Source organism: Undibacterium sp. GW821-FHT11B02, assembly GCF_058808955.1.
The window spans coordinates 48,915-74,896 of record NZ_JBXASD010000003.1; the positions used below are offsets into that span (position 1 = coordinate 48,915).

A 25,982-nucleotide genomic window follows, 5' to 3' on the forward strand; every position below is an offset into this window, starting at 1 on the left:
TAAGGCATGCAGGTTGGCGACTTGCACCTCGGACTCAAAAACCTGATGGCAATAAAAAACCCTGACAACGGCTTTAGCAAATGTCAGGGCCTTCAAGAATCAAACTGAGAGATGGGTCCAAACCCGCTCACGTTCGCGCACACGCAGCAAGAACGCAAACAGGTTCTTAGATTTTCGCGCCAAAGCGATCGAATCGTGGCGAATAATACTGATCGCCATTCAGAGAATACATCAGGCGTTTGACTTGGCCGGTAATCAGTTCACGTTTGACCAGACCGATATAACGGGAATCGCGGCTATTGTCGCGGTTATCGCCCAGCATCATATATTCACCTTCCGGCACCTTGACTGGCCCAAAGCTGCGCAGGGCTTCTCGTTCCGGCATGATGATCATGTCGTGCTGCAGTGTACCAAGGCGTTCGCGGTAAACCAGTTGCTGTCCTTTATATTCACGCTTTGGCGTCAGGTGGTCGTCACTGCGCGGTTGCAAAGGCTCATAACTGGCGGCCTTGCCATTGATATAGAGTTTTTCATCGCGCATCTCCACCACATCACCAGACACGGCGACCAGACGTTTAATCAGTCGCACGCCATCTTCTGGTGAAGAGAAAGTCACGACATCACCACGTTGCGGGTCAGATACATGTTTGAGGATGAGATCGGTAAATGGCAACTTGACATCATAGGCAAGACGGTCACAGATCACGCGATCACCCTCAAGTAGTGTCGGGTACATGGAACTGCTAGGTACAGTGTAGTAATCAGCCAGGGCGCTACGCACAAAGACCATGCCCAGCATGAGCAGGATGAAACCTTTATTGTCGGCAATCAATTTTTTAAGCTGCACGGTTATCTCCTATACAAAAAAATTAAGCTTACCTGATGTAGACAAAAAAATACCCCGAAAGTTCGGGGTATTTTTAACTGAGAAAAAACAAATCGTTTTTAAAGCAGATTATTTTGCATTCATCAGTGCAACAGTGGTGTCGAGCATACGGTTGGAGAAACCCCATTCATTGTCGTACCAGCTGGATACTTTCACCAGACGACCAGATACTTTTGTCAATGTTTCATCATAGGTACTGGAAGCTGGATTGTGATTGAAGTCAACCGATACCAGTGGCGCAGTGTTGTAATCCAGGATGCCTTTCAGGGCACCTTCGGATGCCGTTTTCAGGACCTGGTTGATTTCTGCCACTGTCGTGTCACGGGCAGCAACGAAAGTCAGGTCAACCACGGATACATTGATGGTTGGTACGCGCATGGCGTAACCGTCCAGTTTGCCATTCAATTCTGGTAATACCAGACCAACAGCTGCTGCTGCGCCGGTTTTGGTCGGGATCATGCTCATGGTAGCAGAACGGGCACGACGCAAGTCTTCATGCATCACGTCTGTCAGCACCTGGTCATTGGTGTAGGCATGGATAGTGGTCATCAAACCGTTGACGATACCGATGGCATCATTCAAAGGTTTGGCTAAAGGTGCCAGGCAATTGGTGGTGCAGGATGCATTGGAAATGACGGTATCAGTGGCTTTCAACACGCCGTGGTTGACGCCATAGACGATGGTTGCATCCACATCTTTACCGCCTGGTGCAGAAATGATGACTTTTTTCGCACCGCCAGCCAGATGGGCAGACGCTTTTTCTTTTGTTGTGAAGAAGCCAGTGCATTCCAGCACCACGTCAACATTCAATTCACCCCAAGGGATGTTGGCTGGATTGCGTTCTGCAAATACCTTGATCTTGTCACCATTGACGATCATGGTGTCGCCTTCGACTGTAACTGTGCCTGGGAACTTGCCGTGGGCTGTGTCGTAACGGGTCAGGTGGGCATTGGATTCTGCATTGCCGAGGTCATTGATCGCAACGATCTGGATTTCATTCTTGAACTTGCCACCTTCGTAATGAGCGCGAAGGATGTTGCGGCCGATACGGCCATAGCCGTTGATTGCGACGCGAATCGTCATGGTTTTATCTCCAAAGGACTAAACAACAATAAATACAAATAGGTAAAACTTTAAGACCTCTCAACACAGAGGCACAGAGAAAGGCAGGAGAACGGCAAAACCTATTGGAATTGCGGATCAAAATTCTTGAGTTTGTCTCTTGTTTTTCCTCTGTGTCTCCGTGTCTCTGTGGTGAGCTTTTTGGTCTTCAAAATACGTCTAATGCAAGGACAAAGGTGTGCGCATGGCATTGACGGATGCCATCAGCACCGACAAATCGCGCCAGCCGTAACCTGCTTCCATCAAATCCATGCCGTCCCAGCTAAATGCCTGTTCGGTCAACAAAACGCCACCTAATTCCTCGTAGAAATTACGGGCGATGGCGTTGCCGGATATGGCCCAAACCAGCATACTATCTGCACCTTGCACCTGCAGGGTGCGTGCTACTTTCTGTACCATGCGACGCCCTATGCCGGAACGCTGCCAGACTGGTCGCAGATAAATCGCGGTCAGTTCTGACTGCATGCCCAGCTTGGGTTCTGGCAGCATCATACCGGAAGCAAAGCCGATGAGTTTGCCTTCGCTTTCTGCAACATATACGCAGATACGGTCAGCAGCTTCTGACATGGCCTGCAAAATCTGACGCCATTGCAAGACACTGTCTTCCAGACGCATAGCATCCAGAAAGCTGTCCGGTATCATGCCGCGATACGTCGCCCGCCAGCTTTCTATACGCACAGCAGCAATCGCTTCTGCGTCTTCCACTGTAGCACGGCGCAGGCTAACTTCTTTGATGCTGGTCACAGTGCCGTCAACTAAATCTGTCATAGTGCTTATTAAGCCAGCGTTGCTTTCACCTTGGCAACGACGTTGTCCACGGTAAAGCCAAAGTATTTGAACAGGACGCTGGCAGGTGCTGATTCACCAAAGGTGTCAATACCAACCACTGCGCCTTCCAGGCCCACATACTTGTACCAGAAGTCGGTCACACCGGCTTCGATGGCAATGCGCGGCAAGCCTTTGCCCAATACGGCTGCTTTATACGCGGCATCCTGACGGTCAAATACGTCAGTCGATGGCATGGACACCACGCGTACCGGGATACCTTGTTGCGCCAGTTCTGCCGCAGATTTAACGGCCAGTTCAATTTCAGAACCAGTCGCAATCAATACAGCCTTGGCATTGGCCACATCTTGCAAGACATAGCCACCGCGCTGGATATCAGCGATTTGCTGGGCGCTGCGCTCTTGATATGGCAGGTTTTGGCGCGAGAATATCAGGGTCGACGGACCATCATTGCGTTTTACGGCATGAGCCCAGGCTGCTGCGGATTCCACCGTGTCACATGGACGCCAGTTATCCAGATTAGGAATCAGGCGCATGCTGGATACGTGCTCTACGGATTGATGCGTAGGACCATCTTCACCCAGACCGATAGAGTCATGCGTGAACACAAACAGAGTACGGATTTTCATCAGCGCTGCCATGCGGATAGCATTGCGGCTGTAATCAGAGAAAGTCAGGAAAGTCGCGCCGAAAGGAATGTAACCACCATGCAGGGCAATACCATTCATCATCGCGCTCATGCCAAATTCACGCACACCATAATTGATATGGTTGCCAGCCTGGTTACCACGTACTGCGACGCATTCTTTCCAGTTGGTCAGGTTAGAACCTGTCAAGTCAGCAGAACCGCCGAGGAACTCTGGCAACGATGGCGCAAATGCCTGGATTGCGTTCTGGCTGGCCTTGCGGGTTGCGATGTTTTCTTTTTTCTCTACGCAGGATGCAATCGCATTCGCCACCACTTCATCGAAGTTGGCTGGCAAATCGCCATTCATACGGCGTGTCAGTTCTGCCGCTTTTTGCGGGAACTGGGCCGTGTAGGCTGCAAATTGTGCATTCCATTCGGCTTCGGCTTTGGCACCATCCGCTTTTGCATCCCAGGCCGAATAGACATCAGCAGGCACTTCAAATGGAGGATATTCCCAACCGATATGGGCACGTACTGCAGCAATTTCTTTGTCGCCCAAGGCAGCACCGTGCACATTGTGCGTGCCTTCCATGTTTGGCGAACCTTTGCCGATTACGGTCTTGCAACAGATCAGAGTCGGCTTGTCAGATGTCTTGGCTGCGGTGATGGCATTGAACACTGCTTCGGCATTGTGGCCATCAATTGCCGGGATAACGTTCCAGCCATAGGCTTCAAAGCGTTTTGGTGTGTTGTCAGTGAACCAGCCTTCGACGTGACCATCGATGGAGATGCCATTGTCATCCCAGAAGGCGATCAATTTATTCAGTTGCAGCGTGCCAGCCAGTGAACAGGCTTCATGCGAAATGCCTTCCATCAGGCAGCCATCGCCCATGAAAGCGTAAGTGTAATGGTCAACCACTTTCAGGTCGCCTTGGTTGAACTCTGCTGCCAGCAGTTTTTCAGCCAGTGCCATGCCGACGGCATTGGTAATACCCTGACCCAGCGGGCCTGTGGTGGTTTCTACGCCTGGCGTCACGTGCACTTCAGGGTGACCGGCAGTTTTGGAATGCAATTGACGGAAATTCTTGATCTCTTCCATAGGCAGGTCATAGCCTGTCAGATGCAGCAGGGAATAATGCAACATCGAACCGTGGCCATTTGACAACACAAAGCGATCACGGTTAATCCATTTTGGATTGGTCGGATTATGGCGATAATGGCCTTTCCACAAGGCAACAGCGATATCGGCCATACCCATAGGTGCCCCTGGGTGACCGGAATTGGCTTTTTGTACTGCATCCATGGACAAGGCACGAATTGCATTGGCCATCTTGGTAAGTGTTGCTGGCTGAAGAGATGAAATCATGGTGTCAGAAGTTGGTCTTGAGAAAACTGGTCAGTGAAGCAAGCGGCTGAGGATGAATATTTCCATCCCTGCGAAACCCGATATTTTACCAGAGCATGGGGTCCATACTACAATTGCGACGCTTCAGAAGCGCAAACAGGCTGTTTTAGACTGTAAAATCACTGGGTTTATCTATAAAGCTTACGCATGTCATCAAAAAAACGTCATTTCTCCCTCGACGATCTTGCCCGGCAATTTCCCCATGAGGTGTTCATCCGCGGTATCAGTTATGCAACAGAAAACAAGGTCAGGGGCTGGAGTTTTGATAATGATTTCGTAGAAAGCGAAGTCCAGGGCAGTGGCCGCAACATCTATACGCAAGAGATAGAACTGGTGTTTGCGAACGAAACACTGGAAGCCGTCAATGGCGCTTGCAGTTGCCCGGTGGAATACAATTGCAAGCATGTAGCTGCGGTATTGCTGAATATACTGGATCACCAGAACAAGGCCAGCGCGCTCCCCAATCAAGCCGGCAAGAATGACGCCGCATTGGGTTTTACCGAGCAAAAATGGCTGCGTGAGCTGGAATTTTCCCGGCATGAGGGCCCTGCCCTGGCATCCGATATCGAATCCATAGACGAAAAGTCTGATGACGGCATGCTGATTTTCAGCCTGTCCACTGTGGCTGGCAGCAAGGAAGTGCGGCTGATTCCAGGCAAGGCCAAACAGAATGCCAAGGGGGACCTGAAATACACCAAACTGTCGCTGGCCGTGCGCGATATGATGAAGTCTGCCAATTTTTTACAGGCAGAGGATTACGAATTACTGGCGCTGTTCAATATGTGCACCATGAATTCGTTTTACTACTCACATTATTCCCCCAAAGGCAGGATGGGTGCCGTTTTGCTTGAGCACGTCGCCAAGGCAGGTAAATTGTATTGGCTGAATACAGAAAACAAGCAGAGTCAACTGTCCAGGCTGAGCTATCACCCATTGCAACAAGCACATCTGGCCTGGAAGGAAGGTAAAGACTATCTGCGTCTGCGCTGGCAACTCGATAGCGCCGATGCAGCAACAGCAGTTGGCCACGCAGATGGCCCCGCAGATGGCCCGTATATATTACCCACCGAACCGCCCTGGCTGATTGGTCAGGACAGTTGCGGCGAGTTGCATGTGACGGCCACCAGCAAATTTCCTCTGCCCGCACTGATCAATCTGGTGCAGGAAGCCCCGGCACTGGCCATCACCGGTATGAAAACCCGGCTTGCAATGGCAAATCGCCTGTTGGACATGGGCTTGCAAAATCTGATCCCCCTGCCCGCCAAACTGGATGCCAAAGTACGTGCCGACATCCGCATGCGCCCAGTGCTGGAATTGAATAGCCTGACAACAGCGGGCCAGTGCACCGATTACGCCGTTCTGCGCTTTGCCTATGACAATGTATTGACCGAACCGGACCACGCTGGTGATGGTTTGCTGCGTCGCGGCCAAAATGGGTTGGAAAACATACTCAGGGATCAGCCCGCCGAACAGGCTGCAACACAAACCTTGAAGAATCTGGGGTTTAAGCTGCAATTAGTGCCCGGTCATGAAAAAGATTTTTTGCAATGCCTGCCAGACCAGAATGCCTGGCTGCATTTTGCGACAAAAGATTTACCTGGCCTGACCAGTCAGGGCTGGGATATACGCCAGCAAGACGACTACCGCTACAACCTGCAGGAAGTCGAAGACTGGTATGCCGAAGTGGACGAAGATAACCAGCAATCGGTCTGGTTTGAGCTGGAACTGGGTATCGTCGTCAACCAGGCAAAGATTTCACTACTGCCGCTGCTGGTCAGCCTGATACGTCAGGCACCGCAAGACTTCAGCCTGCAACAAGTCAACCAGCGTGCTGACGATGAACAAGTCTTGCTGTCGCTGCCCGACCACAGTCGCGTCGCACTGCCCTATGCACGCATCAAGCCCATCCTGCTCATTTTGGGTGAGCTGTATTTCAATGAGCATCAAGGCGACAAGCTGCGCCTGCCGATGTTGGATGCGGCACGCCTGGCAGAATTATCCGCCACTACCCATTTGCGCTGGATAGGCGGCGAACGCCAGCAAAGCTTTGGACAACGCCTGGCAGCATTTGGCGGCATCAATACCATCACCCCGCCCGCAGGCTTGCGCGCCAGCCTGCGTGATTACCAGAAAGAAGGCGTGGCCTGGATGCAGTTCTTGCGCGAATATCAGCTGGCCGGCATATTAGCTGATGACATGGGCCTGGGCAAAACCATACAAACCCTGACTCATATCCTGATAGAAAAAGAAGCCGGGCGTTTAATCCAGCCAGCACTGGTGGTTGCCCCCACCAGCCTGATGGACAACTGGGCCAGCGAAGCCCAACGCTTTGCCCCCGATTTGCGTGTGTTGATCTTGCAAGGCAAAGACCGCAGTAAACTGTTTGAACAAATTCCGCAGGTGGATCTGGTATTGACCACCTATGCACTGTTGCCACGCGACGAAGAAGCTTTGCGTGCACATCGCTATCACTTACTGATACTCGATGAAGCGCAGTACATCAAGAATGCCCAGGCCAAGGCCAGCCAGACGGCCAGCTTGCTGCAAGCCAATCACCGCCTGTGCCTGACGGGCACACCTTTGCAAAATCATCTGGGAGAATTGTGGTCGCAATTCAATTTCCTCATGCCTGGATTGCTCGGTGATCTCAAGTCCTTTACCAAAGACTTCCAGCAGCCCATAGAAAAACTGGGAGACAGCCAGCGCCATGCCTTGCTGACGCGCCGCATCAAACCATTTTTACTACGCCGCACCAAGGACAAGGTGGCGACCGAATTACCAGCCAAAACCGAAGTCTTGCGGCATATAGAGCTCAGCGGTGCACAGCGTGATTTGTATGAAACCGTGCGCCTTGCCATGGATGAAAAAGTCCGTGATGAAATTGCCAAGAAAGGTGTGGCACGCAGCCAGATTGTGATACTTGATGCTTTATTGAAACTGCGTCAGGTATGCTGCGACCCGCGCCTGGTCAAGATTACCGGCGCCAGTGCCACCAAGGCAAGCAAAGGCGGCAAGGACAAAATGCCGCCCTCGGCCAAACTGGAAGAATTGCTGGCCATGATCGATGAACTGCTGGCCGAAGGCCGCAAGATACTGGTATTTTCACAGTTCACCAGTATGCTAGGCCTGATCGCCGAAGCATTGACTGAAAAGCAGTTGCGTTTTGCCATGCTGACCGGTGACACAGAGCATCGTGGCGAAGTGGTACGCCGCTTCCAGGAAGGTGATATCCCTCTATTTCTGATCAGTCTGAAAGCCGGTGGCGTCGGCCTGAATCTGACAGCCGCCGACACCGTCATCCACTATGACCCCTGGTGGAACCCGGCGGCAGAAAACCAGGCGACGGACCGCGCCTGGCGTATAGGGCAAGATAAGCCGGTATTTGTCTACCGCTTGATCGCCAAGGGCACGCTGGAAGAAAAAATTCAGGAAATGCAAAATAAAAAATCTGAACTGGCGCGTGCCATACTGGATCAGGGCGAGGTCGGCAGCGTACAACTGACGGCAGAAGATTTGCAGGGCATTTTTGAACCATTGAATTAAGAAAGATTTATGGAAGGCTTACACCTGACCGCAGATTGCTTTGCCTGCGACGCCGCACCAGAATATTTCGTCAACCCGGAAAGCCTGCGTCTGTGCCTGAGCAACATCACCGTCGCTGCCGGCCTGACCATAGTCGGTGAAAAATTTCATGCCTTCACCCATGAAGATGGCAGCCCGGCAGGTGTCACCGGTGCCTTGCTGCTGGCAGAATCACATGTTGCCATCCATACCTGGCCCGAGCGCAATGCGGTCACGCTGGATGTGTATGTCTGCAACTTCAATTATGACAATGGCAGCAAGGCCAGGCAGATAGTTGACGCACTGATTACGGTATTCAAGCCGCGAACAGTATCACGGCAAGAACTGCAACGCGGCGAACCAGGCACTGGCCTGGCGTTTGAAGCCCTGAGCGACAACAGCTTTGCCGCCACCCGCATCAATCAGGTAGTGGCGCGGCATACCAGCGCCATGCAAGACATAGAGATCGCGGACACCAGCGATTTCGGCAAAGTCATGCGACTGGACGGAGCCATGATGACTTCAGAAAAAGATGAATTCTTTTATCACGAATGTCTGGTACACCCTGCCGCCATTACCCACCCGGAACCACGCACCGCCCTGATCATAGGTGGTGGCGATGGTGGTTCATGCGAAGAATTGCTCAAGCACCCCAGCATCACCAGCATTACTCTGTGTGAAATTGATGCCGACGTGGTAACCATGGCACGCCAGCATCTGGGCAAGATCCATCGCGGCGCTCTGGATGATTCAAAAATACAACACCGCTACGAAGATGGATTTGCCTATATACGTTCATGCAATGATGTCTACGACCTGATCTTGCTGGACCTGACCGACCCCGTCAGCCCAACCGGCAATTCGCTGGCAGCCACCTGCATGACAGAAGATTTTTTCCAGACCTGCGCAAAGCGCCTGACAGCAGACGGCATGCTGGTCTTGCATCTGGGCAGCCCGTTTTATCATCCTGATCGCTTTAGGTCCACGCTGACCAAACTGAGCAAGGCGTTTGACCAAATTCATCCTTACACCGTGTTCATTCCCTTGTATGGTGCCCTGTGGGGCATGGCCATTGCCAGCAAACGGCTCAATCCGCAGGCGATTCCTGCGTCAACGGTAAATCAGCGCATCAAACACCGTGGCTTGCCATTACTAAGGTATTACAATGCTGATGTGCATCAGGCATTATTTGCTTTACCCAATTATGTGAAAGACCTGATGCCGGCCACCTGAACCAGGAGAAACCGTGAGTGCCGGAAAAAACAGACAACATGGCAAACGCAGGGCGAGTCGCACCCTGCCGCTAATGCTAGTGACCAGTGCTGCACTAACCGCCTGTAGCAGCAGCGACGTTGATGGCAACCAGGAACTGACCGCCATACGCGACCAGTATAAAACCCTGGAAGATTGCCGCAAGGATTGGGGCGATGGCCCGGCCTGCGAAGCAGTCGCCACCAGTAACCTGAATGCCGATACGAATCTGAACAATACCTCCACAGGCAATGGTTATACCGGTTCATCCTATACCGGCACAGGTGGACATTACAACGGCTACATCATGCATTACTTTGGCCCAAGTTACAGCTCGGGCAGTCGGGAAACGGCGCAACGAAGCTTTGGCTTTCAGGGTGGCAGCAGTGACCACGCCATCAGCCGCAGCACCAGCACAGGTCGTGGCAGCATCAGCCGTGGCGGTTTTGGCGGCACGTCTCACGGTTCTTCCGGGGGCGGTTAATGATACGCAACTCACTCACACCGCGCGATGACTGGCAGCAACAATTTGAATCGCTGGGCTTTAGCTATCATTCCATCGATGGCCTGTATTGGGATGAACGCTATGCCTACTGCTTTACCGCAGAGCAAATCGACATACTGGAACAGGCCAGCCTGGATTTGCACCAGATGTCATTGCAAGCGGTAGAACATGTCATCAAAAATGGCATGCAGGAAAAATTTGCCATCCCCAGCGCATTCTGGTCGCTGGTGGAAGACAGCTGGCGCGCCAAAGAGTTTTCTCTGTATGGCCGCTTTGACCTGTGCTGGAATGGCACAGGCGCACCCAAGATGCTGGAATACAATGCCGATACCCCGACTGGTTTGGTGGAATCCAGCGTTGCCCAATGGTATTGGCTGCAAGATGTGCATCCAGATGCAGACCAGTTCAATTCCCTACATGAAAAGCTGATAGAGCAATGGAAAAAATTCCCCAACAAAGGCATGTTGCATTTCACCTGCGCAGGCGGCAATGAAGAAGACGAAGGCAATCTCTCGTATTTGCGCGACACCGCCATACAGGCAGGCCTTGCCACCAAACAATGTGCCATAGAAAGCCTGGGTTGGGATAATGAAGAAGGCGTCTTCGTCGATGATGCGGACAGCAGGATAGACAACCTGTTCAAGCTTTACCCCTGGGAATGGCTATGCCGCGAAGATTTTGCTTCCCATCTGCTGAAGCGCCCTATGCGCGTCATTGAACCGGCATGGAAAATGGTGTTGTCCAACAAGGCCATCCTGCCGATATTGTGGGAACTGTTTCCCAACCACCCCAACCTGCTGGCTGCGTCTTTTGATGCATGGCGTATCAGTGGCAACCATGTAAAAAAACCCCTGTATTCGCGCGAGGGTGAAAACATTTCCATCTATGCCAATGGCGAAGTAATGCATACTGGCGGTGATTATGGTGCAGAGGGTTATATCTACCAGGCCTATGCCCCCCAGCCGAAGTTTGATGACGGTATCACACCGGCCTACACCTCTATCGGTGCCTGGATAGTTGGTGACGAACCGGCTGGCATAGGCATACGTGAAGATGAAACGCTGATCACCAAAAACACCAGCCGTTTCATTCCCCATTATTTTGTAGAATAGGATAACCCATGAGCGAACAATTAGTGGCACACGGGCTGATCGCCTTCTTCAGCCATATCGCCGCAGCCTTTGTCTTGCTGGCGGTATTTGTGGTGATCTATCTCCGCATTACCCCATATCGCGAAATCGCCCTGATACGCGCCGGCAATATTGCGGCGGCAGCCAGCCTGTCCGGTGCCGTACTGGGTTATTGCACAGCATTGGCGTCTGCCATTGCCAATAGTATCAGCCTGGTGGACATGTGTTTCTGGGGAGTGGTGGCACTGGTCATACAGTTGCTGGCATTCGGTATTGCGCGTCTGCTTATACCTGGTATCGTCTCGGACATACCGGAGAATAAAATCGCCTCCGGTATTTTCCTGGGTGCATTGAGCCTGGGTTTGGGTATGCTCAATGCAGCCTGCATGACTTACTAGAACTCATTTCATAAATAGAGATGCGTTCCAATAAAATTAGTTTTACGTAAATCGAGAAAGTAATGTCACGTTTTTATTGTCCACTACCCTTAAGCATAGGTGTCAGCATCACCCTGCCGGATGAGGTCGCACATCATGTTTTTGTATTACGCCAGAATGTCGGTGACAACATCAGCATTTTCAATGGCGAAGGCGGCAGCTATGTTGCCACTTTAACCGAAGTCAGCAAGAAAAATGTGACCGCAGATGTCAAAGTATTTTTGCCGGAAGAATGCGAGCTGCCCTATTCGCTGAGCCTGGTGCAAGCCCTGCCAGAAGCATCAAAAATGGACTGGGTCATAGAAAAAGCCATGGAACTCGGCGTCAGCACAATACAACCTTTGGCAGCGCAGCGTTGTGTCGTCAAACTGTCAGCAGAGCGGGCAGAGAAAAAACTGACCCACTGGCAAGGTATTATCATTGCCGCTGCCGAGCAATGCGGCCGCAATCGCCTGGCCAATCTGGCACCGGTGATGAACTACAGCCAGTGGCTAGCCCAACAAGACATGCATCAAAGGATATTGCTGACACCACGGGCAGAACAATCACTGGCCGACTGGTCACGGCATCACCCGGCGCAAGCCGTCAGCCTGATGGTAGGGCCGGAAGGTGGCTATACGGAAGAGGAAGAAAACCTCGCCATTAAACATGGCGTGCTTGCCCTGTCCATGGGTCCACGCATATTGCGTACCGAGACAGCGGGCCTGGCCGCCATCGCCATGTTGAATGCCGCCTGGGGTGGAATGTAATTCAAAAAATTGCCATGGCAGTAAAACAATGTCAAATTTCATATAAAGTTCACAATTACCGTGCGTCAGACAACATACACTCACGGCTGACCATTAACTTCATCTGAAAGGATAATCATGGGGCTTTTTGATAGCGCATTAAGCATGCTGGAAGGCACAAACCAAAGCAACGATCCCAAGTCCATGCTGCTTCAGGCGGCTGTAGGCATGTTGAGCAATAACCAGTCTGGTGGTGGCTTGCAATCACTGATTAGCGCCTTCCATCAGGCTGGTCTGGCCGATATCGTGCAATCCTGGGTAGGCACAGGGCAAAACCTGCCGATTTCTGCCGCACAGATACAGCAAGCCCTTGGCGGTGGACAATTGCAACAACTGGCTGATGCCGCAGGTATTTCCCACGAAGGTGCTGCAAGTCATCTGGCTGAATTTTTGCCCGGCATCATTGATCACCTGACGCCACACGGTCAGGTGCCAGAAGCTGGCAATATCAATCCGGCGGATGTGCTGCAACAGTTTTCATCGTTGTTTGGGAAGTAGTAGCAACTATTTCACGGACACAATAAACGGCGCCAGGTAAATCTTGAGCGCCGTTTTTCATACCATTGAATGCGACAAACAAACTCAAGATGCCCTCCCTTGAATGACCCGAAATTGCGTCACGGATTTTCAGTAACTGTAGAAGGCTAAAACAATATATATGATGGCAAGCGGATAATTCGAAATTAATAGAAGACCGGTTAGCAACCTGGTCCTGCTTGCAATTGGAGGGCGCGTGTCAACATCACGTCTGTCTAAAAAAATTGATCCAATCAAACAAACGACACCAACAACAAAACATACTACCCCACCAAAAATACAATACAACCCCGCCAGAATCAGCCAGTCAAACCTGAATATCAAGAATCCAGCTAGAATAAGCGTGCCAATTATCATTGGCAAAACGCCAAAAAAAACTGCGGAACGGTAGAGGATATTAGGATGCCGGAAAATTGTATAAATTGATGTTATAGACATATAGGGCTATTAAAAGTAACTATGGATTGCGTTTTTTCCTATGGTGCCAAATAAATTTCCACCCTCTCCTTGCCCCGCCCTATGTTATTGCGCTTCAGTCTGATCTGCCCCAGCTCCCCGGTCTTTTTGACATGGGTACCGCCACACGGCACACGCGAAAATCCGGTGATTTCCCAATAGCGTCGTTGCGTCGCCTCATCGTCAAAAGCACATTTGATATCGAGATTGGCATCAATGATGGCTTGCGCTTCTTTCGCGTACGCAGGCAATAAGGGAGCGATGCTTTCGGGCCAGACAAAGTCTATGCGCGCCTTGTCCTGGGCGATATGGGCACCGGCTTTACCGATGCCAGGCAATGACTTGTAAAACAATTCCAGCACCAGCTCTGCTGCAAAATGCAGGCGCATCAAACGGTAACGCCGGTCCCAGTTTATGCAGACTTCGACATCCTGCCCTGGCAACAAGCCATGGCCATCTGCCAGGGTGTACACCAGATCCAGCTCTTCCTTGCGTGCGACAACGACTTCATGCCCGGCTATTGTGCCTTGATCGCTTTCCTGCCCGCCTGAGAACGCAAAAAATATCGTTGACGCTAGACGAATATCATTGCCGTCTACGGCACTGACCTGTGTCAGCAGGCTGGTTTGATAGGGGTCGTTCCAAAAGATTTTCGTTGTCAATTCACGTCCTCAAATCCAAGATGCCAGCCTGGTAAAGTTTCACGCCTTGCTCTCCAGCTATCAGGAATGCCTTCGCGACCAACAAACGAGGCGACAACACCACCGACTATTGCGCACAAGGTATCTCGGTCTCCACCTGCGCTGACCGTTAGCCACATCGCTTTCTCGAAATCTTCCAATGCTTGTCCGCAGCACCATGACGCCAGTGGTACGGTATCTTGTGCCGACATATTATTACCGTTACCCAAAATAGAGACCGGGAAATCAATGTTCCCTACCGTAGTCATGGACTGTGCACGTACCAACTTGGAACGCACTTCACTTTGCGGCAATAAATCGATAATTTCCCCCAAAAATTCTGCATGTCTGGGTCGTATTCCCACATCACGGTAAAGACAAGACTTGGCAGCTGCCAGTGCAACTGCGACGGCTCCAGCGATTCCTTCTGGATGACCATGTGTCACTTCCGCAGACAAGCTTGCCTGCTTCATGAGCAAACTCAGGTCATCAGCAAAATATGCGCCCAAGGGGGCAGCGCGCATGGCTGCGCCGTTACCATATGAGCCTTGCCCTTCAAAAGCACTGGCAACTACATCCTGCCAGGCTTCGCCAGCATTGATGCGTGCCAAAACTCTATGCATGGATGGGCCATAGGCACGGTCATAGCTATAATGCTTCGCAAAACTTTTTGCCAGCGTGTCCTGCTGAATTTCACCGTGATTGTGCAAGATCGCAATGATGGACAGCGTCATCTCTGTATCATCAGTAAAATGCCAGGGTGCTTCAGGTAACTGCTTTCCCTCATCGAGCAGAAGCTTGTTGTCTGTCTGAAAAAAACACTGGCCGAAAGCGTCACCTATAGATAAACCATCCAGTGATATCAATGCACGTTCTAATGAATTCATTATGTCAGTTCTATTATTTCCAAGGCTTGCGCAAAGTCGCCCCAGCTGCGTTGCAGCTCCCCTTCGAGGCCGTGGACTAATGTACTGCCTTCGTCACTGTTACCTTACCGGGGCAATTTTTCGTAAGCCCTAATTTCAAATCAAAATGTAAGCGCATTTACCATTCCCGGGAAAATAAATACTATTTAGGTACCGTCGGAATAAGAAAAAGTTGTGCACTTGAAAGCAAGGCTGTCCCGATCAACAAAGCAATCGATACCGGCTGAACAAATGCCTCGCTACCGACAGCAAAGAATACGGAATGTATTCCGGCAGTGAGGAAGCCCAATATTGCGATTAGCTTATAGTACGAGATGGAAGCTTTGGTATTCGCCGTCACCTGCCCCTGCGCAAACAAGACCAGTGCAATAATCGGCGAATTCAGCAATAAGTTGATCTGGTTTCCACCTGGAATATGGAAAATTTCCCATTCGTGCCAGAAAGCAGCATCAATCTGATGGGTGATCAGTACAGTGGCGTTGAGCAAGAAAAGGGCTTGCAGCCGAGAATTCAGTAGCATCGTTCGTATTTTCCAAAATATTTTCCTACAGAATACATTACCGCAAGTATGAAAATACGGTGAATTCGATGTCAATAGAAAACGATCATCATCAAAAAAAACATATTGTTTTTTTTGCGTCACTTATCCCTGCCTGTTCATGGTGATATCGGGCAGCTCCGGCGCATAGCCTCATGCGACATCAAAAACTGCCAATGTTTTTCATACAGTGGCAAATCTGTGATTGGCACACCCAAGTCAACAGCCTTGCGATAAATGATGCTGACAAAAATATCGGCCTGAGTAAATTGTGTGCCCACAGCAAACTGGCTGCTGTGCCACAGGTGCCCCTGCAACTTTTGCAGATTGATATTGAGCCAGTTGGCGCGTGTTGGGCGCATTTGTTCCCTGCTCCATTCAGGATGGAAAAACCGCACGGTGCTGCCGTTTTGCTGTGGATGGATGGACGAGTTGACTGCTTCGCAAATTTCCCTGACCTGGGCCCGGGCGAACAAGTCGGTGTATTGCAAGGGAGGGTTGGGCACCAGTTCTTCGATAAATTCAGCCATCGCCATGGATTCACTCAAGGGCACGCCATCCACTTCCATCAATGGCACCCTGGCAAAAGGGCTGTACTGGGTGACATGCTCGCCCACATTGGTCAAACCCACGTCTATGCGCTCATAGGGGACCTGCTTGTAATCGAGTATCCACAGTAAGCGTTCACAGCAATTGGCATCTGGGGCATGATAAAACCTGATGTGCATGACTTTTCCTCTTTATCTGACCGTTGACCTGTCATTAACATGCCTATGGTCTTGTGTACCAAACCAAACCGTCATTGTGTATCGCCACCATGTTAACGTAAAATAAACAATCTCACATGCGCCTTCACATCAGCGAGGCAAACCAACTACAGGGGGAGTGTAATGTCCATGAACTTGACGAATAAAACCAGTTACCAAGCCTATTTTACGGTGTTGAAAGGTGATCTGGTGATAGCAGAGCATGTACCGTTGTTACCGGATGCCCTTGCAGAACTCGTGACTGATCTGCCACCCACCAGTATCTCCGCCACGACCATCCTGGAAGGTAATACGTATACCAGCGCCAGCATCAGTTTTGAGGGGGCTGCGGGTTTTCTGGCGCAGGTCAAACAAGTTATGCAACAAGGTACATTTGAATTTGATTTGATTCAGGTACCCTATAGCAATCCCAATCAATTGCAGTTTCAGAAGACATGTCTTGGGCCGGTCATTTTTTCAATATGCCCGAATAATCAGGTAGTACAGAATGTCGTGGTTACTGATAACTTTATGATGAGTACCTTGAACATCAGTGATACATACAGCATCTACGCTGTCATTAACGGCATCACTACCGACACCGTACAAACCAATAATCCCCAAGCGGCGATTACTGCTGTTGTAGACACCACCACGCTGGAAACAGGTTACTTTACCCTGGTAATTTCCTGATCTGCATAATAGCTACTCGCTGCGTGCAGGCAAGAAAAAGCCCGCCAGTTCATGAACTGACGGGCTTTTTCAATTTTATAGCAGGATAAACTTACTGCGTGATCAGCGACACATCGTCAATCAGGAAAGATGTGATAGTTGAACTATCTTCGACACCAACAAAATACACACGTATGGTCTGACCTTTATAGCTGCTCAAATCAAAGGTCTTGTTGACATAGCTTGTTCCCTTATTCAGGTTCGAATAAGTTGCCAGCGTTGCCAATACCGTGCCACTGCTGTTCTGGATTTGCAGTTTGAGGGTATCGTAAGCCTGAGTGGTCGTGGTTTCATCCGAACTGATTCTTAACCAGAAACTCAGGCTGGCTGATGTGGCTGCAGCGGGGATGGTCACTTGCTGATACAGCGTATCAGTATGGGCACTGCCATAACCGTTGAGCCATGCCTTGTAGCTACCAGTACGCGAAGCTTCAGAGGTATCATTGTTAATAACACCTGAACTAGTCGTCCAGGAACTCGCACCACTCTCAAATCCTCCGTTCGTAATCAGCTGTGTGGACGTAGTGGTGTTGCTGACGGAAAAACTCACTGCCGACGAAGTACCGATATTATTGGCAGCATCATAGGCTTTGGCAGTCAGGCTGTGGGTGCCGTTCGACAGCGTGGTTGAATTCAACGTGGTTGAATACGGTGACGCCGTGCTGGTTGCCTTCAGCGTGCCATCAACATAAAACTCTACCTTGCTGACACCGACGTTATCCGTTGCCGTGGCTGACAGAGTGATGTTGCCGCTGCTGCCGCTTTCACTGGCCGATACTGTTGGCGGGGTAGTGTCGCTGGTCGAATTGCTGATGGTGAAGCTGACCGCTGACGAGGTACCTACATTGTTGGCAGCATCATAGGCTTTGGCGACCAGACTGTGGCTGGCATTGGTCAGACTGGTGGAGTTCAGCGTCATGCTGTAAGGCGTACTGGTGACTGTGCCCTTGAGTGCACTGTCAACGTAGAACTCAACCTTGCTGACACCCACATTATCGGTCGCGCTGGCTGACAAGGTGATGGTACCGCTGCTGCCAGATTCACCTGCACTGACAGTAGGTGGAGTGGTATCACTACTACCGTTAGACTGCGTTACCCAGACTGGTGCCGACCACAAGATTTTACCGTCATCCTGAGTGATTTTTGCATAGTAAAAATGCTCGCCCACTGCCGGTGTGATGGTGGTAGTGGCTGTGCTGGATAATTGCGTTACCGTGCCATTACGGCCAGGCACGCCTTCATAGATAACCACTGTGGAAACCGTACGGCCACTGGTGCTGGCAAAATTGCTGACCAGGGTCAACGCACCACTGTTGGTAAAACGTTCGCCCATGAGATGACCATTGGCAGTCAGGACAATTTGCGAAGTCTTGTCCATCGTGGCAAAGACACGGCGCGCTTTCAACGCATCAAGGAAATTAGCGGTATTTAAGGCTGCACCAGTCGGTAACAATACACCGTTACGGTTAGTGTAAGACGCTCCCCAGTTGGCACAGTGGTTATCCTGGTCTGTTGTAAACGCAACGTGATAACCAGCTTCCAATGCCTTGTTACAAGCACCTTCATATGTACTGCGGCTGGTTTCTGTTTCTGTGGTATTGGTCGAGAAGGCTGACGAATTTAATACTTCACAAGCAACCATGGCCTGATCACCGTCTGCCGTATAACCCAGCGCGGTACCATTGACAATAAATTGCCCGCTGCTGGACGGATGATTGAACTGGCCTATCCAGCCACGCTGACGCATCAGTGTATACAAACCAGCATAATCATTTTTGGTGGTCAGTGTGTCGGCGATCAACTGGTTGCTGCTATTGTATTCCCAACCCAGCAATTCATTCGAGTTGAAAATATTCATGTGGCCACCATTGGTGATGACCCCCCACTCCATGCCGTAAATCCCGAGGAAACCAGTATGTGCAGAATTAAAACTGGTCGCTGCGGCAAGGCCGGATTGATAGAGATTTTTGGCCGTGACCGGATTGGCTGATGCATTGGTGCTGTCAGAACCATCATACATATGGTTATGCTCAGACGTCATCAAAAAGTCCAGCCCCTTGTTCAGCGCGTATTGATACGCATCCGTCGGACCATACGCACCAGATTGCGGATTTTGCGCGCCGACACAGGTTGTCAGCTCACCACCACCATCACTATGATTGGTCTGGCTGTGCAGATTGCCGTAATACACGGTGTAAGGCAAAGAACCTGTTGCAGCAACTGGTGGCGGTGCGCCAGCGACAGATTGACGGCTTGTCGTCGTAACAGAGGTAGACAGATTTTTGCTGGCTTTGGTCGGCATGGCGGCAAAGGCCGGCATTTTTGGCCCAGGCACGTTACCAACTTGCAAGGGCCAGTTTTGAGTAATGATTTCCGTGTCATGCTTGGCCAAAGCACGTTCAACCAGAGTCGCTACGTCTGTCGCAGGAGTTGCCTGCAGAACCGCAGCATCTGTCGCCTTGGCAGTCAGCCTGACCTGGTAGACACCGTCTTTCAAGACTTCGCCTTTGGGACCGCGACCGCTCCAGTACATCTGCGTTGTCACCGTTTTTTTGAAGAGTTTTTCTACACCATACCAGTGATCAACCACGCGTCCATCCGGCCCCAGCAATTCCAGCCGCCAGGTGATGGCCTGCTCTTTGGTGACATAGGGATATTCGAATTCCATCGTGAAATAACGGGATTCAGCACCTGCTTTAGCAGTAGAGCGATATGGTACATGCAGACTTGCATCAAATTCATGATGGTCCGGTATGGATGCGTAAGCAGCTTCCATCCCCGTAAAACTGACTGCAAAAATCAGACTTAGTTGTAACGCCAGCAGTTTCAATCTGCTGTTAGTTTGTAGGCCTTGCATAAAATGATTCCCTCAATGAGTATTAATTAATTTATGTGGCTGTCCCACATATATCCTCATTCAGATGAAATCTTCAAAGCCGAGAAGAAAATCATTTTTACGCAGGTTTTCCAGATTGGAAAACCCATGTTTTCTCGCTTCTTTTATTCCAGCCTTGTTCAGATATCTGTAAGCAGCCATTCTTGTACAGCTCTACCTATTCTTCTTACCATGATGCTGTTTGCACCTTCCAGAAACGAGATTTAACGACAGTTCAACTAAGCAATCGTTTGCGCAAACGATTACTAGATTAACATCGGCGTGTGTCAATTTTGTTACCCGGGTTTACTTTTTTTAACAGATTTGTAAAAAAACTACTCTTGCTGTTTTTTTTGAACTGCTTTGGGGCATTTTTGGCAAATATTCTCAGGCTGCACCAAAATAAACAGAGGATAATTTTGTGCGTTTGATAATTTTTAAATGGAACAATGGTATTTCACGTCTGAATTTGGCAAAAAATTTTATCGCAGCACTATCTGTTTCGAGCACGGCAAAAGCAGACTAGCCAAACAATTTCCACCTGGAAATTTTCTCATTTGTAAAGCACTGAAACGATTTGACACAAATCTGTTGAAAATGTTTTAATCCGTGCTTTGATTTTTGACGATGCCTGTCAATTTCTTCCGATAACTACAACAAACAAGTACCATGGATTTCGACACCATCGCCCCTAAGCCGCAAGGCCGTCCCTCCAGCTCTGGAGGCCGTTCCCTTAGCCTGGAAGACTGGGACAAGCCAGCAAGCAAAAAACCCGAATCGCCATCTGCGCCATCGAGCCAGCGTGAACTGACCGGACATGACATATCCAACCTGAACCCCAAGCAATTTCACAACGCCAACCTGGGTCTGGAATTTTACGCGCCGGGTGCCTGGAAGGAAGTGAAAAATACCCGCTCCATCCATTTGCTTGATCCAGCCACCGATACCCGCATGGAAGCCAACGGTTTCGCCCGCGCCAATGTATCGATAGAACAATGGGTGAGCATGCGCTTGCCCATGCTGGAAAAAGAAATGCCCCACCTCACACAGGTGACACGCCCGGCAGTCATCAAGGGTGAAAACTGGAGTTATGGCATACAGGGCATGACCGCCGAATACCGTGGCAGAGTACATGGCGACACAGAAGACACCTGCATGATCATATGCTGCATGCGCACTGACGAGTTGCTGCTGTCTTTCACCGTCACGGCCAAGGCGTCGGTGTTTGAAGCCAACCGTGCCGTTTATCACTGGATTTTCAGCCATTGCGACATCAACAATCCGGCGGTAACCATGGGCAGCAGCAGTGGTCGCGCTGGTGGCACGGGTCGCCCATCCGGCTCTGGCTCACGCAATTCCGCATCAAATAATGCGAGTACCTCCAGAGGTAATACAGCGAACGCCACATCAGATGGCGATGCGGAAGTAGGCTACGTTGCCAGCGGACAGAGACTGTTTATTTTTGGTATTGTGCTGTCCCTGTTTCTGGGAAACTGGACCAAAAATGTCAATATCTTCGACTCCACTGAAGTGCTGATCACCGTATTCCTTTGCCTGCTTGTGGCCGGTACCGGCCTGTTTGGTTTCTTCCGAATGGCCAAAGGTTTCGCCTGGTCGGGTCTGACCAATCTGGTGATGTTTGTGTTGTCTTGCGTACCGGTCGTAAACCTCTTCACTTTTCTGTTCATGAATTTCAAGGCAAGTTCGCGTTTGAAAGCAGAAGGTTATAAAGTAGGCTTGCTTGGAGCGCCTTCTGCCATCCCTGATGACAACCATGATTTACGTAACCTCGTCATAGTGTGTCTGTTGCTGGCTGCAGTGGGTTATGGCATTTTGACGAAGATAGGCAAGGGTCAAAAAGAAGAAGCGATTGCCGAGTTCTCGCCACCTGATCACAGCTTCAGTGTGCGCCTGCCTGGCAAACTGGTTGAGCAGCCAGTCAAGGCTGAACCGGGGGTCAGTAATAATCACAGCTATTCGCTGCGTGCAGGTAAGTTTCATTATGGCGTGACACATTTCGAATTGCCGACACGCCCAGCAGATGTGTCTGGCCTGCTCGACGCCATACGCGACAATGCTGCTCAAAGCCCCAACACAGTCGTCACAGAAGAACAAAAAATAAATCTGGATGGCAACATCGGTCGCAGCCTGCAGTTGGAGACCAAGGGTATAGTCAGACTAGCCCATTACTATGTGATTGGAAAAACCGTTTACATCATCGAAACTGCCACGGAAAAAGCAGAAGGAAACTCACCCAAGATTGCTGCATTTATGGATTCATTCCATGTAAATTAGCACTCATTTCATCGACAGATATGAGCCTTAATGTCATACCTGGAGCGTACCCATTATTTGCTCCAGGCATGGCGAATCAAAATTGAAAACGGTGAGATTCGAACTCACGGCCCCCGACAGCAATGCTGTATGTAGACAGGTGCATTCAACCACTCTGCCACGCTTCCAAAATTCTTTGTTTACAGGTCAGGTTTGTCAACACAGAACCCAATTTGTCGGTCCGCCACGCACACCGTTCGCATATCTAATGTAAATCGTATTGCGCAAAAAACCGGTGCACATGGTGCACCCTACTTCAACTTGGTGCGCGCGGAGGGGATCGAACCCTCATACCCGTCGGGCTCTGGGGTTTAAGACCAGTGTGTATACCAATTCCACCACACGCGCATTCAAACTTCTTCACTGACATGTATTTTCACCATACATGTGTCGAAACATCTGGCGGAAACGGTGAGACTCGAACTCACGGGACCCTAAGGCCCTACTGTCTTCCAGACAGCTGCAATGGCCGCTCTGCCACGTTTCCTTATTTATTACGATTTGCTGTAGGGTGCACCACGTGCACCGTTCGTTGTCTTACGCAAATAGCGATATGCACAAAACATCCGGTGCACATGGTGCACCCTACTTCAACTTGGTGCGCACGGAGGGACTTGAACCCTCAATCCTTTCGGCACTGGTTTCTAAGACCAGCGTGTATGCCAATTCCACCACACGCGCATAAACCTCATTCACTTTAACCCGCTTTGGGGTGACCACTCGGAATCGAACCAAGATAAGCGGATTCACAGTCCACGACTTTCACCGTTAAGTTATGGCCACCCCAAAGCAGGCTGAAGCTCTTATTTCTGTTTCACTTTCTACCTGCAATCGCGTGCATGTTGCATAGGCGACGAAATGACAAGCACATCAAACTGGCAGGGGATCAAGGAGTCGAACCTTGGAATATCTGGTTCAAAACCAGGTGCCGTCACCGCTTGGCTAATCCCCTATTACAATGGTCGGAGTGCGAGGATTCGAACCTCGGACCTTCTGCTCCCAAAGCAGTTGCGCTACCAGACTGCGCCACACTCCGTAAAAAATACCTGCTTGCCACCACACGCTGGCAAGCACAAAAATCAAGCCGTATAAAAAACCAAAAAGCCCGGTGCGTTGATCGCATCCGGGCTTATCGCAACAGATATGGAGCACGCTAACTGGTGCGGTATATCTGTGGGGTTTCCCCCCGGATGTTGAATTGCAGGCATGCGCCCAGATGATATAAGGGCGATGCCAGATGCGAGCTTTGTTGCACTAACTGCAGAGGCAGATTGGCAGACAAAGAATGGGACGATAGCGGGAACAGATTGAGAACCGCATCGCCAGCCTGTGCCAGCCCCTGCGCATGAATGCGCAAGTTCTGATTCAGTTGTTGGAGTAGCGTGGTTTTCACAATCAATCCTTTTCTCTATTGGTTTATTAAGTAGGTGCTGCTGTATTCGATGTAGCTATCTTGCCATATGTTTTTAAATAAAACAAGCATGGCATGACGATTTTATTCAAATAATTGCGATATTTTTGCAACAGGCGCTCATTTCCAGAACTCATTTCATCAATAGGAATGAGTTCTAATTACAGATCAAAAACGCCAGTACTGTCCCCATATCGTCTCGGCTGATACGAAATAGAGAAAGCATGACCACCAAAATGCCATTACACTTGCGGGTCGTTTCATCCCAAAAACCACTCACCACAGAGGTACAGGGACACAGGGACACAGAGGTGTCACAGAGAAAAGCTGGTCAAATTTCTCGGCATCCAGCATAGATTTCGGCAAGCTTGTGTCCTGTTTATTTTATTCTTGAACAAATTTGCAACTCAGCACACTATTAAAACGATCACCTGTAAATGGTAATTTGATTTAGTCCTTTAACATCAGCTTCTTGATCATCCCCACAGGTGCGCTGCCGTAGCTGAGGAATTGTTCGTGGAATTGCTTGAGCTTAAATTTATCACCCTGCTGCTTTTTCAACTGTTCACGAAACTCCAGTATCTCGCTGTAACCGCTGAAATAACTCGCCAGTTGCACTGAGGTGTACTGCACGCGCAGCCATTTTCCATCGGCTTCTGCCTTGGTCTGGAAAGCCTGGTTCATCAAAAAGTCTTTGGCCTCTGCCTCTGTCATACCCAATACATGCACCTGATAATCAAGAATGGTATTGCAGATGGCGCGCAGGTTCCATTTGTAATACATGAGCCACATCTCAGGTGTATTACCACCATAACCCGATTCCAGCATCATGCGTTCGCTATACACGGCCCAACCTTCGACCATGGCACCATTGCTGAACAAGGTCTTGATCACTGATGGCGACTGATTCGCGTGCTGCAACTGGGTGTAATGACCTGGAATAGCTTCATGGATGTTCAATATCTGCAAGACCCAGTGATTGTGTTCACGCAAGATACCTTCGACCTGTTCCGGGCTTTGGCCGTCAAAAGGCGTGACATTGTAATAGGTCTTGTCATTCGGCCTGAAGATGCCGGGTGCTTCTATCGACGCCAGACTGACACCACGTTCGTACACCGGCGTCTCACGCACGATCAAGGGCTTTTTAAGATTCAGGCTAACCAGATCATGTTCGCGTATCCATTTTTCCAGTTGCGGCAACTGGCTACGAATTTCGGGAAACAGATCTTTGGCTGCCACATGTTTTTCAGACAGCTTGTCGATGACCATGGCAATCTTGCGTACACGATCAGCCGGCTTGGCTTGTGCACCCATGGTTTTATCCCATAGCTGATCTGCCAGTTTTTCCATGTTCAGATGTGCTTCATCCCTGTACTTCAGCGCACGCTGGTACGTCTGTTCTGCCGTCAGTGAAGACTGGATGTCGGCAGCAAATTTACCTTCATATAAATCCTTGCCTATGCGGAAAGAACGTGCGGTGGCTGGGTCCAGAGTTTTTTCCAACGCCTCCAAAAACTGCACATAATCGTTGACGGCAGCACGGGCATTTTTTAGCCCTTCATCAAGAGCGACTTTGTCCTTGTCTGTCAGTTTTTCCTCTGCGGCAGTTTTTTCCAGTTCGGCCAATACAGAAATGGCACCGGCACTTTGCTTGATCGCCAGACGAGTATGTTCAGGCGTAGGGTTCTTGATGCTGGCTTTGGCGGCCGCATAATAAGCGGGCACGGATTGCAAGCGCTGTATCGCCACCACCACCCGTTTGGTCTTTGGTGCAAAATCGGTATTGAGTATGGCATCGAAACCGCTGGCAATATTATGTTGAGTCGGATTCCATTCAAATTCGCGGAATTGCGTGAGATACCAGCGGGTACCATTCAGGTAATTGCGTATCATTGCCAGATCAGTCTGTTCTTTGGCAGACAAGTTTTCTGCATCTATCTTACCTAATTGTGCCAACCAATTATCAGCAAAAGCCACACTGGCATCCCGGGTAGCTTGATTTGGCAACACCAGTTTATTGGCGTCCTGATATCGACCTGCCGCCATAGACATATCCGGATCCTGCTGCCACAACGCGGCCAGAAAGGCGGCCTTGACCTGGGCAAACCCCTGATCAGCTTTTTTGGTAACATTTATCGATGCCACCGTGGAAGACATACTGACAGGTGCAGCCAGTGCCAGTGACGACAGCAAAGTGGCAATCAATACAGGACGGAACGGGACGGGGATGGGCATGGTGAGTATCTCG

21 protein-coding genes and 7 tRNA genes are annotated in these 25,982 nt (G+C 50.2%); 10 read left to right on the top strand and 18 right to left on the bottom strand.

What is annotated here, in order from left to right; all coding sequences use genetic code 11:
* Positions 1 to 166 precede the first annotated feature (166 nt).
* The 4 genes from lepB to tkt all read right to left on the bottom strand — a co-directional run bounded on the left by lepB (position 167) and on the right by tkt (position 4,788).
* The gene (gene lepB / locus AC1RVX_RS06420; protein WP_493215750.1) at positions 167 to 847 is read right to left on the bottom strand and encodes a signal peptidase I; all 681 of its coding nucleotides are present in this window, start codon (positions 845 to 847) and stop codon (positions 167 to 169) included.
* A 108-nt stretch (positions 848 to 955) separates the two neighbouring features.
* On the bottom strand, positions 956 to 1,969 hold the full coding sequence (gap, locus tag AC1RVX_RS06425) for a type I glyceraldehyde-3-phosphate dehydrogenase (protein ID WP_422988474.1): 1,014 nt from the start codon (positions 1,967 to 1,969) through the stop codon (positions 956 to 958).
* A gap of 198 nt (positions 1,970 to 2,167) precedes the next feature.
* On the bottom strand, positions 2,168 to 2,776 hold the full coding sequence (locus AC1RVX_RS06430) for a GNAT family N-acetyltransferase (protein ID WP_493215751.1): 609 nt from the start codon (positions 2,774 to 2,776) through the stop codon (positions 2,168 to 2,170).
* 8 nt (positions 2,777 to 2,784) lie between these two features.
* Complete coding sequence (gene tkt / locus AC1RVX_RS06435) at positions 2,785 to 4,788, bottom strand: transketolase (protein ID WP_493215752.1); 2,004 nt, start codon at positions 4,786 to 4,788, stop codon at positions 2,785 to 2,787.
* A gap of 186 nt (positions 4,789 to 4,974) precedes the next feature.
* Between tkt and AC1RVX_RS06440 the strand changes: the two genes are divergently transcribed.
* From AC1RVX_RS06440 to AC1RVX_RS06475, 8 genes are all read left to right on the top strand, one after another.
* Entirely contained in the window at positions 4,975 to 8,370 is a 3,396-nt protein-coding gene (locus AC1RVX_RS06440; RefSeq protein WP_493215753.1) for a DEAD/DEAH box helicase, read from the top strand.
* 9 nt (positions 8,371 to 8,379) lie between these two features.
* Positions 8,380 to 9,621: a polyamine aminopropyltransferase gene (speE, locus tag AC1RVX_RS06445; protein WP_493215754.1), complete on the top strand. Its 1,242-nt coding sequence runs from the start codon at positions 8,380 to 8,382 to the stop codon at positions 9,619 to 9,621.
* A gap of 13 nt (positions 9,622 to 9,634) precedes the next feature.
* Positions 9,635 to 10,123, top strand: coding sequence for a hypothetical protein (locus AC1RVX_RS06450; protein WP_493215755.1), 489 nt, complete (start codon positions 9,635 to 9,637; stop codon positions 10,121 to 10,123).
* On the top strand, positions 10,123 to 11,256 hold the full coding sequence (locus AC1RVX_RS06455; RefSeq protein ID WP_493215756.1) for a glutathionylspermidine synthase family protein: 1,134 nt from the start codon (positions 10,123 to 10,125) through the stop codon (positions 11,254 to 11,256). Before AC1RVX_RS06450 ends, AC1RVX_RS06455 begins: the two co-directional genes overlap by 1 nt.
* An 8-nt stretch (positions 11,257 to 11,264) precedes the next feature.
* Complete coding sequence (locus AC1RVX_RS06460; protein ID WP_493215757.1) at positions 11,265 to 11,672, top strand: DUF350 domain-containing protein; 408 nt, start codon at positions 11,265 to 11,267, stop codon at positions 11,670 to 11,672.
* A gap of 62 nt (positions 11,673 to 11,734) precedes the next feature.
* On the top strand, positions 11,735 to 12,460 hold the full coding sequence (locus AC1RVX_RS06465) for a 16S rRNA (uracil(1498)-N(3))-methyltransferase (protein WP_493215758.1): 726 nt from the start codon (positions 11,735 to 11,737) through the stop codon (positions 12,458 to 12,460).
* A 117-nt stretch (positions 12,461 to 12,577) separates the two neighbouring features.
* Positions 12,578 to 12,997 (top strand): YidB family protein, encoded by a 420-nt coding sequence (locus AC1RVX_RS06470; protein WP_493215759.1) that lies wholly within the window; start codon positions 12,578 to 12,580, stop codon positions 12,995 to 12,997.
* A gap of 235 nt (positions 12,998 to 13,232) precedes the next feature.
* Positions 13,233 to 13,427, top strand: a complete 195-nt coding sequence (locus AC1RVX_RS06475) for a hypothetical protein (protein WP_493215760.1) — start codon at positions 13,233 to 13,235, stop codon at positions 13,425 to 13,427.
* An 85-nt stretch (positions 13,428 to 13,512) separates the two neighbouring features.
* On the opposite strand, the gene AC1RVX_RS06480 is transcribed toward AC1RVX_RS06475, so the two are convergent.
* The 4 genes from AC1RVX_RS06480 to AC1RVX_RS06495 form a co-directional block, all read right to left on the bottom strand.
* Positions 13,513 to 14,154, bottom strand: a complete 642-nt coding sequence (locus tag AC1RVX_RS06480) for an alanyl-tRNA editing protein (protein WP_493215761.1) — start codon at positions 14,152 to 14,154, stop codon at positions 13,513 to 13,515.
* Positions 14,151 to 15,059 carry an ADP-ribosylglycohydrolase family protein gene (locus AC1RVX_RS06485; RefSeq protein WP_493215762.1) on the bottom strand — a complete coding sequence of 303 codons (909 nt, stop codon included), beginning with the start codon at positions 15,057 to 15,059 and terminating at the stop codon, positions 14,151 to 14,153. Before AC1RVX_RS06485 ends, AC1RVX_RS06480 begins: the two co-directional genes overlap by 4 nt.
* 181 nt (positions 15,060 to 15,240) lie before the next feature.
* Entirely contained in the window at positions 15,241 to 15,618 is a 378-nt protein-coding gene (locus AC1RVX_RS06490) for a DUF6713 family protein (RefSeq protein WP_493215763.1), read from the bottom strand.
* 137 nt (positions 15,619 to 15,755) lie between these two features.
* A complete protein-coding gene (locus AC1RVX_RS06495; RefSeq protein WP_493215764.1) occupies positions 15,756 to 16,364 on the bottom strand; it encodes a glutathione S-transferase family protein in 609 nt (202 codons plus the stop codon).
* A 168-nt stretch (positions 16,365 to 16,532) separates the two neighbouring features.
* On the opposite strand from AC1RVX_RS06495, the gene AC1RVX_RS06500 reads away from it, so the two are divergent.
* Positions 16,533 to 17,075 (top strand): hypothetical protein, encoded by a 543-nt coding sequence (locus AC1RVX_RS06500; protein WP_493215765.1) that lies wholly within the window; start codon positions 16,533 to 16,535, stop codon positions 17,073 to 17,075.
* Between the two features lie 91 nt (positions 17,076 to 17,166).
* Here AC1RVX_RS06500 and AC1RVX_RS06505 read toward each other — a convergent pair whose 3' ends face one another.
* A complete protein-coding gene (locus AC1RVX_RS06505; protein ID WP_493215766.1) occupies positions 17,167 to 19,971 on the bottom strand; it encodes an Ig-like domain-containing protein in 2,805 nt (934 codons plus the stop codon).
* 687 nt (positions 19,972 to 20,658) lie between these two features.
* On the opposite strand from AC1RVX_RS06505, the gene AC1RVX_RS06510 reads away from it, so the two are divergent.
* Positions 20,659 to 22,284, top strand: a complete 1,626-nt coding sequence (locus AC1RVX_RS06510) for a hypothetical protein (protein ID WP_493215767.1) — start codon at positions 20,659 to 20,661, stop codon at positions 22,282 to 22,284.
* Between the two features lie 83 nt (positions 22,285 to 22,367).
* Here AC1RVX_RS06510 and AC1RVX_RS06515 read toward each other — a convergent pair.
* From AC1RVX_RS06515 to AC1RVX_RS06555, 9 genes are all read right to left on the bottom strand, one after another.
* Positions 22,368 to 22,451: transfer RNA gene (locus tag AC1RVX_RS06515), tRNA-OTHER, on the bottom strand.
* Positions 22,452 to 22,585: 134 nt separating this feature from the next.
* Positions 22,586 to 22,671: transfer RNA gene (locus tag AC1RVX_RS06520), tRNA-Leu, on the bottom strand.
* Between the two features lie 52 nt (positions 22,672 to 22,723).
* A tRNA-Ser gene (locus tag AC1RVX_RS06525) sits at positions 22,724 to 22,810 on the bottom strand.
* Positions 22,811 to 22,919: 109 nt separating this feature from the next.
* Positions 22,920 to 23,004: transfer RNA gene (locus tag AC1RVX_RS06530), tRNA-Leu, on the bottom strand.
* Between the two features lie 27 nt (positions 23,005 to 23,031).
* Positions 23,032 to 23,106 (bottom strand) — tRNA-His (locus tag AC1RVX_RS06535).
* Between the two features lie 93 nt (positions 23,107 to 23,199).
* A tRNA-Gln gene (locus AC1RVX_RS06540) sits at positions 23,200 to 23,275 on the bottom strand.
* 7 nt (positions 23,276 to 23,282) lie between these two features.
* Positions 23,283 to 23,359, bottom strand: a tRNA-Pro gene (locus AC1RVX_RS06545).
* A 117-nt stretch (positions 23,360 to 23,476) separates the two neighbouring features.
* The gene (locus tag AC1RVX_RS06550; protein WP_493215768.1) at positions 23,477 to 23,716 is read right to left on the bottom strand and encodes a hypothetical protein; all 240 of its coding nucleotides are present in this window, start codon (positions 23,714 to 23,716) and stop codon (positions 23,477 to 23,479) included.
* Between the two features lie 468 nt (positions 23,717 to 24,184).
* The gene (locus tag AC1RVX_RS06555; RefSeq protein ID WP_493215769.1) at positions 24,185 to 25,969 is read right to left on the bottom strand and encodes a DUF885 domain-containing protein; all 1,785 of its coding nucleotides are present in this window, start codon (positions 25,967 to 25,969) and stop codon (positions 24,185 to 24,187) included.
* Between the last annotated feature and the right edge of the window lie 13 nt (positions 25,970 to 25,982).

Coding starts and splice junctions, on each gene's coding strand:
- gap (WP_422988474.1), bottom strand. CDS start 1,969: ATGACGATTCGCGTCGCAATCAACGGCTATGGCCGTATCGGCCGCAAC.
- AC1RVX_RS06500 (WP_493215765.1), top strand. CDS start 16,533: ATGAACTTGACGAATAAAACCAGTTACCAAGCCTATTTTACGGTGTTG.
- AC1RVX_RS06460 (WP_493215757.1), top strand. CDS start 11,265: ATGAGCGAACAATTAGTGGCACACGGGCTGATCGCCTTCTTCAGCCAT.
- speE (WP_493215754.1), top strand. CDS start 8,380: ATGGAAGGCTTACACCTGACCGCAGATTGCTTTGCCTGCGACGCCGCA.
- AC1RVX_RS06555 (WP_493215769.1), bottom strand. CDS start 25,969: ATGCCCATCCCCGTCCCGTTCCGTCCTGTATTGATTGCCACTTTGCTG.
- AC1RVX_RS06485 (WP_493215762.1), bottom strand. CDS start 15,059: ATGAATTCATTAGAACGTGCATTGATATCACTGGATGGTTTATCTATA.
- AC1RVX_RS06510 (WP_493215767.1), top strand. CDS start 20,659: ATGGATTTCGACACCATCGCCCCTAAGCCGCAAGGCCGTCCCTCCAGC.
- AC1RVX_RS06490 (WP_493215763.1), bottom strand. CDS start 15,618: ATGCTACTGAATTCTCGGCTGCAAGCCCTTTTCTTGCTCAACGCCACT.
- AC1RVX_RS06505 (WP_493215766.1), bottom strand. CDS start 19,971: ATGCAAGGCCTACAAACTAACAGCAGATTGAAACTGCTGGCGTTACAA.
- tkt (WP_493215752.1), bottom strand. CDS start 4,788: ATGATTTCATCTCTTCAGCCAGCAACACTTACCAAGATGGCCAATGCA.
- AC1RVX_RS06470 (WP_493215759.1), top strand. CDS start 12,578: ATGGGGCTTTTTGATAGCGCATTAAGCATGCTGGAAGGCACAAACCAA.
- AC1RVX_RS06440 (WP_493215753.1), top strand. CDS start 4,975: ATGTCATCAAAAAAACGTCATTTCTCCCTCGACGATCTTGCCCGGCAA.
- AC1RVX_RS06430 (WP_493215751.1), bottom strand. CDS start 2,776: ATGACAGATTTAGTTGACGGCACTGTGACCAGCATCAAAGAAGTTAGC.
- AC1RVX_RS06465 (WP_493215758.1), top strand. CDS start 11,735: ATGTCACGTTTTTATTGTCCACTACCCTTAAGCATAGGTGTCAGCATC.
- AC1RVX_RS06455 (WP_493215756.1), top strand. CDS start 10,123: ATGATACGCAACTCACTCACACCGCGCGATGACTGGCAGCAACAATTT.
- AC1RVX_RS06495 (WP_493215764.1), bottom strand. CDS start 16,364: ATGCACATCAGGTTTTATCATGCCCCAGATGCCAATTGCTGTGAACGC.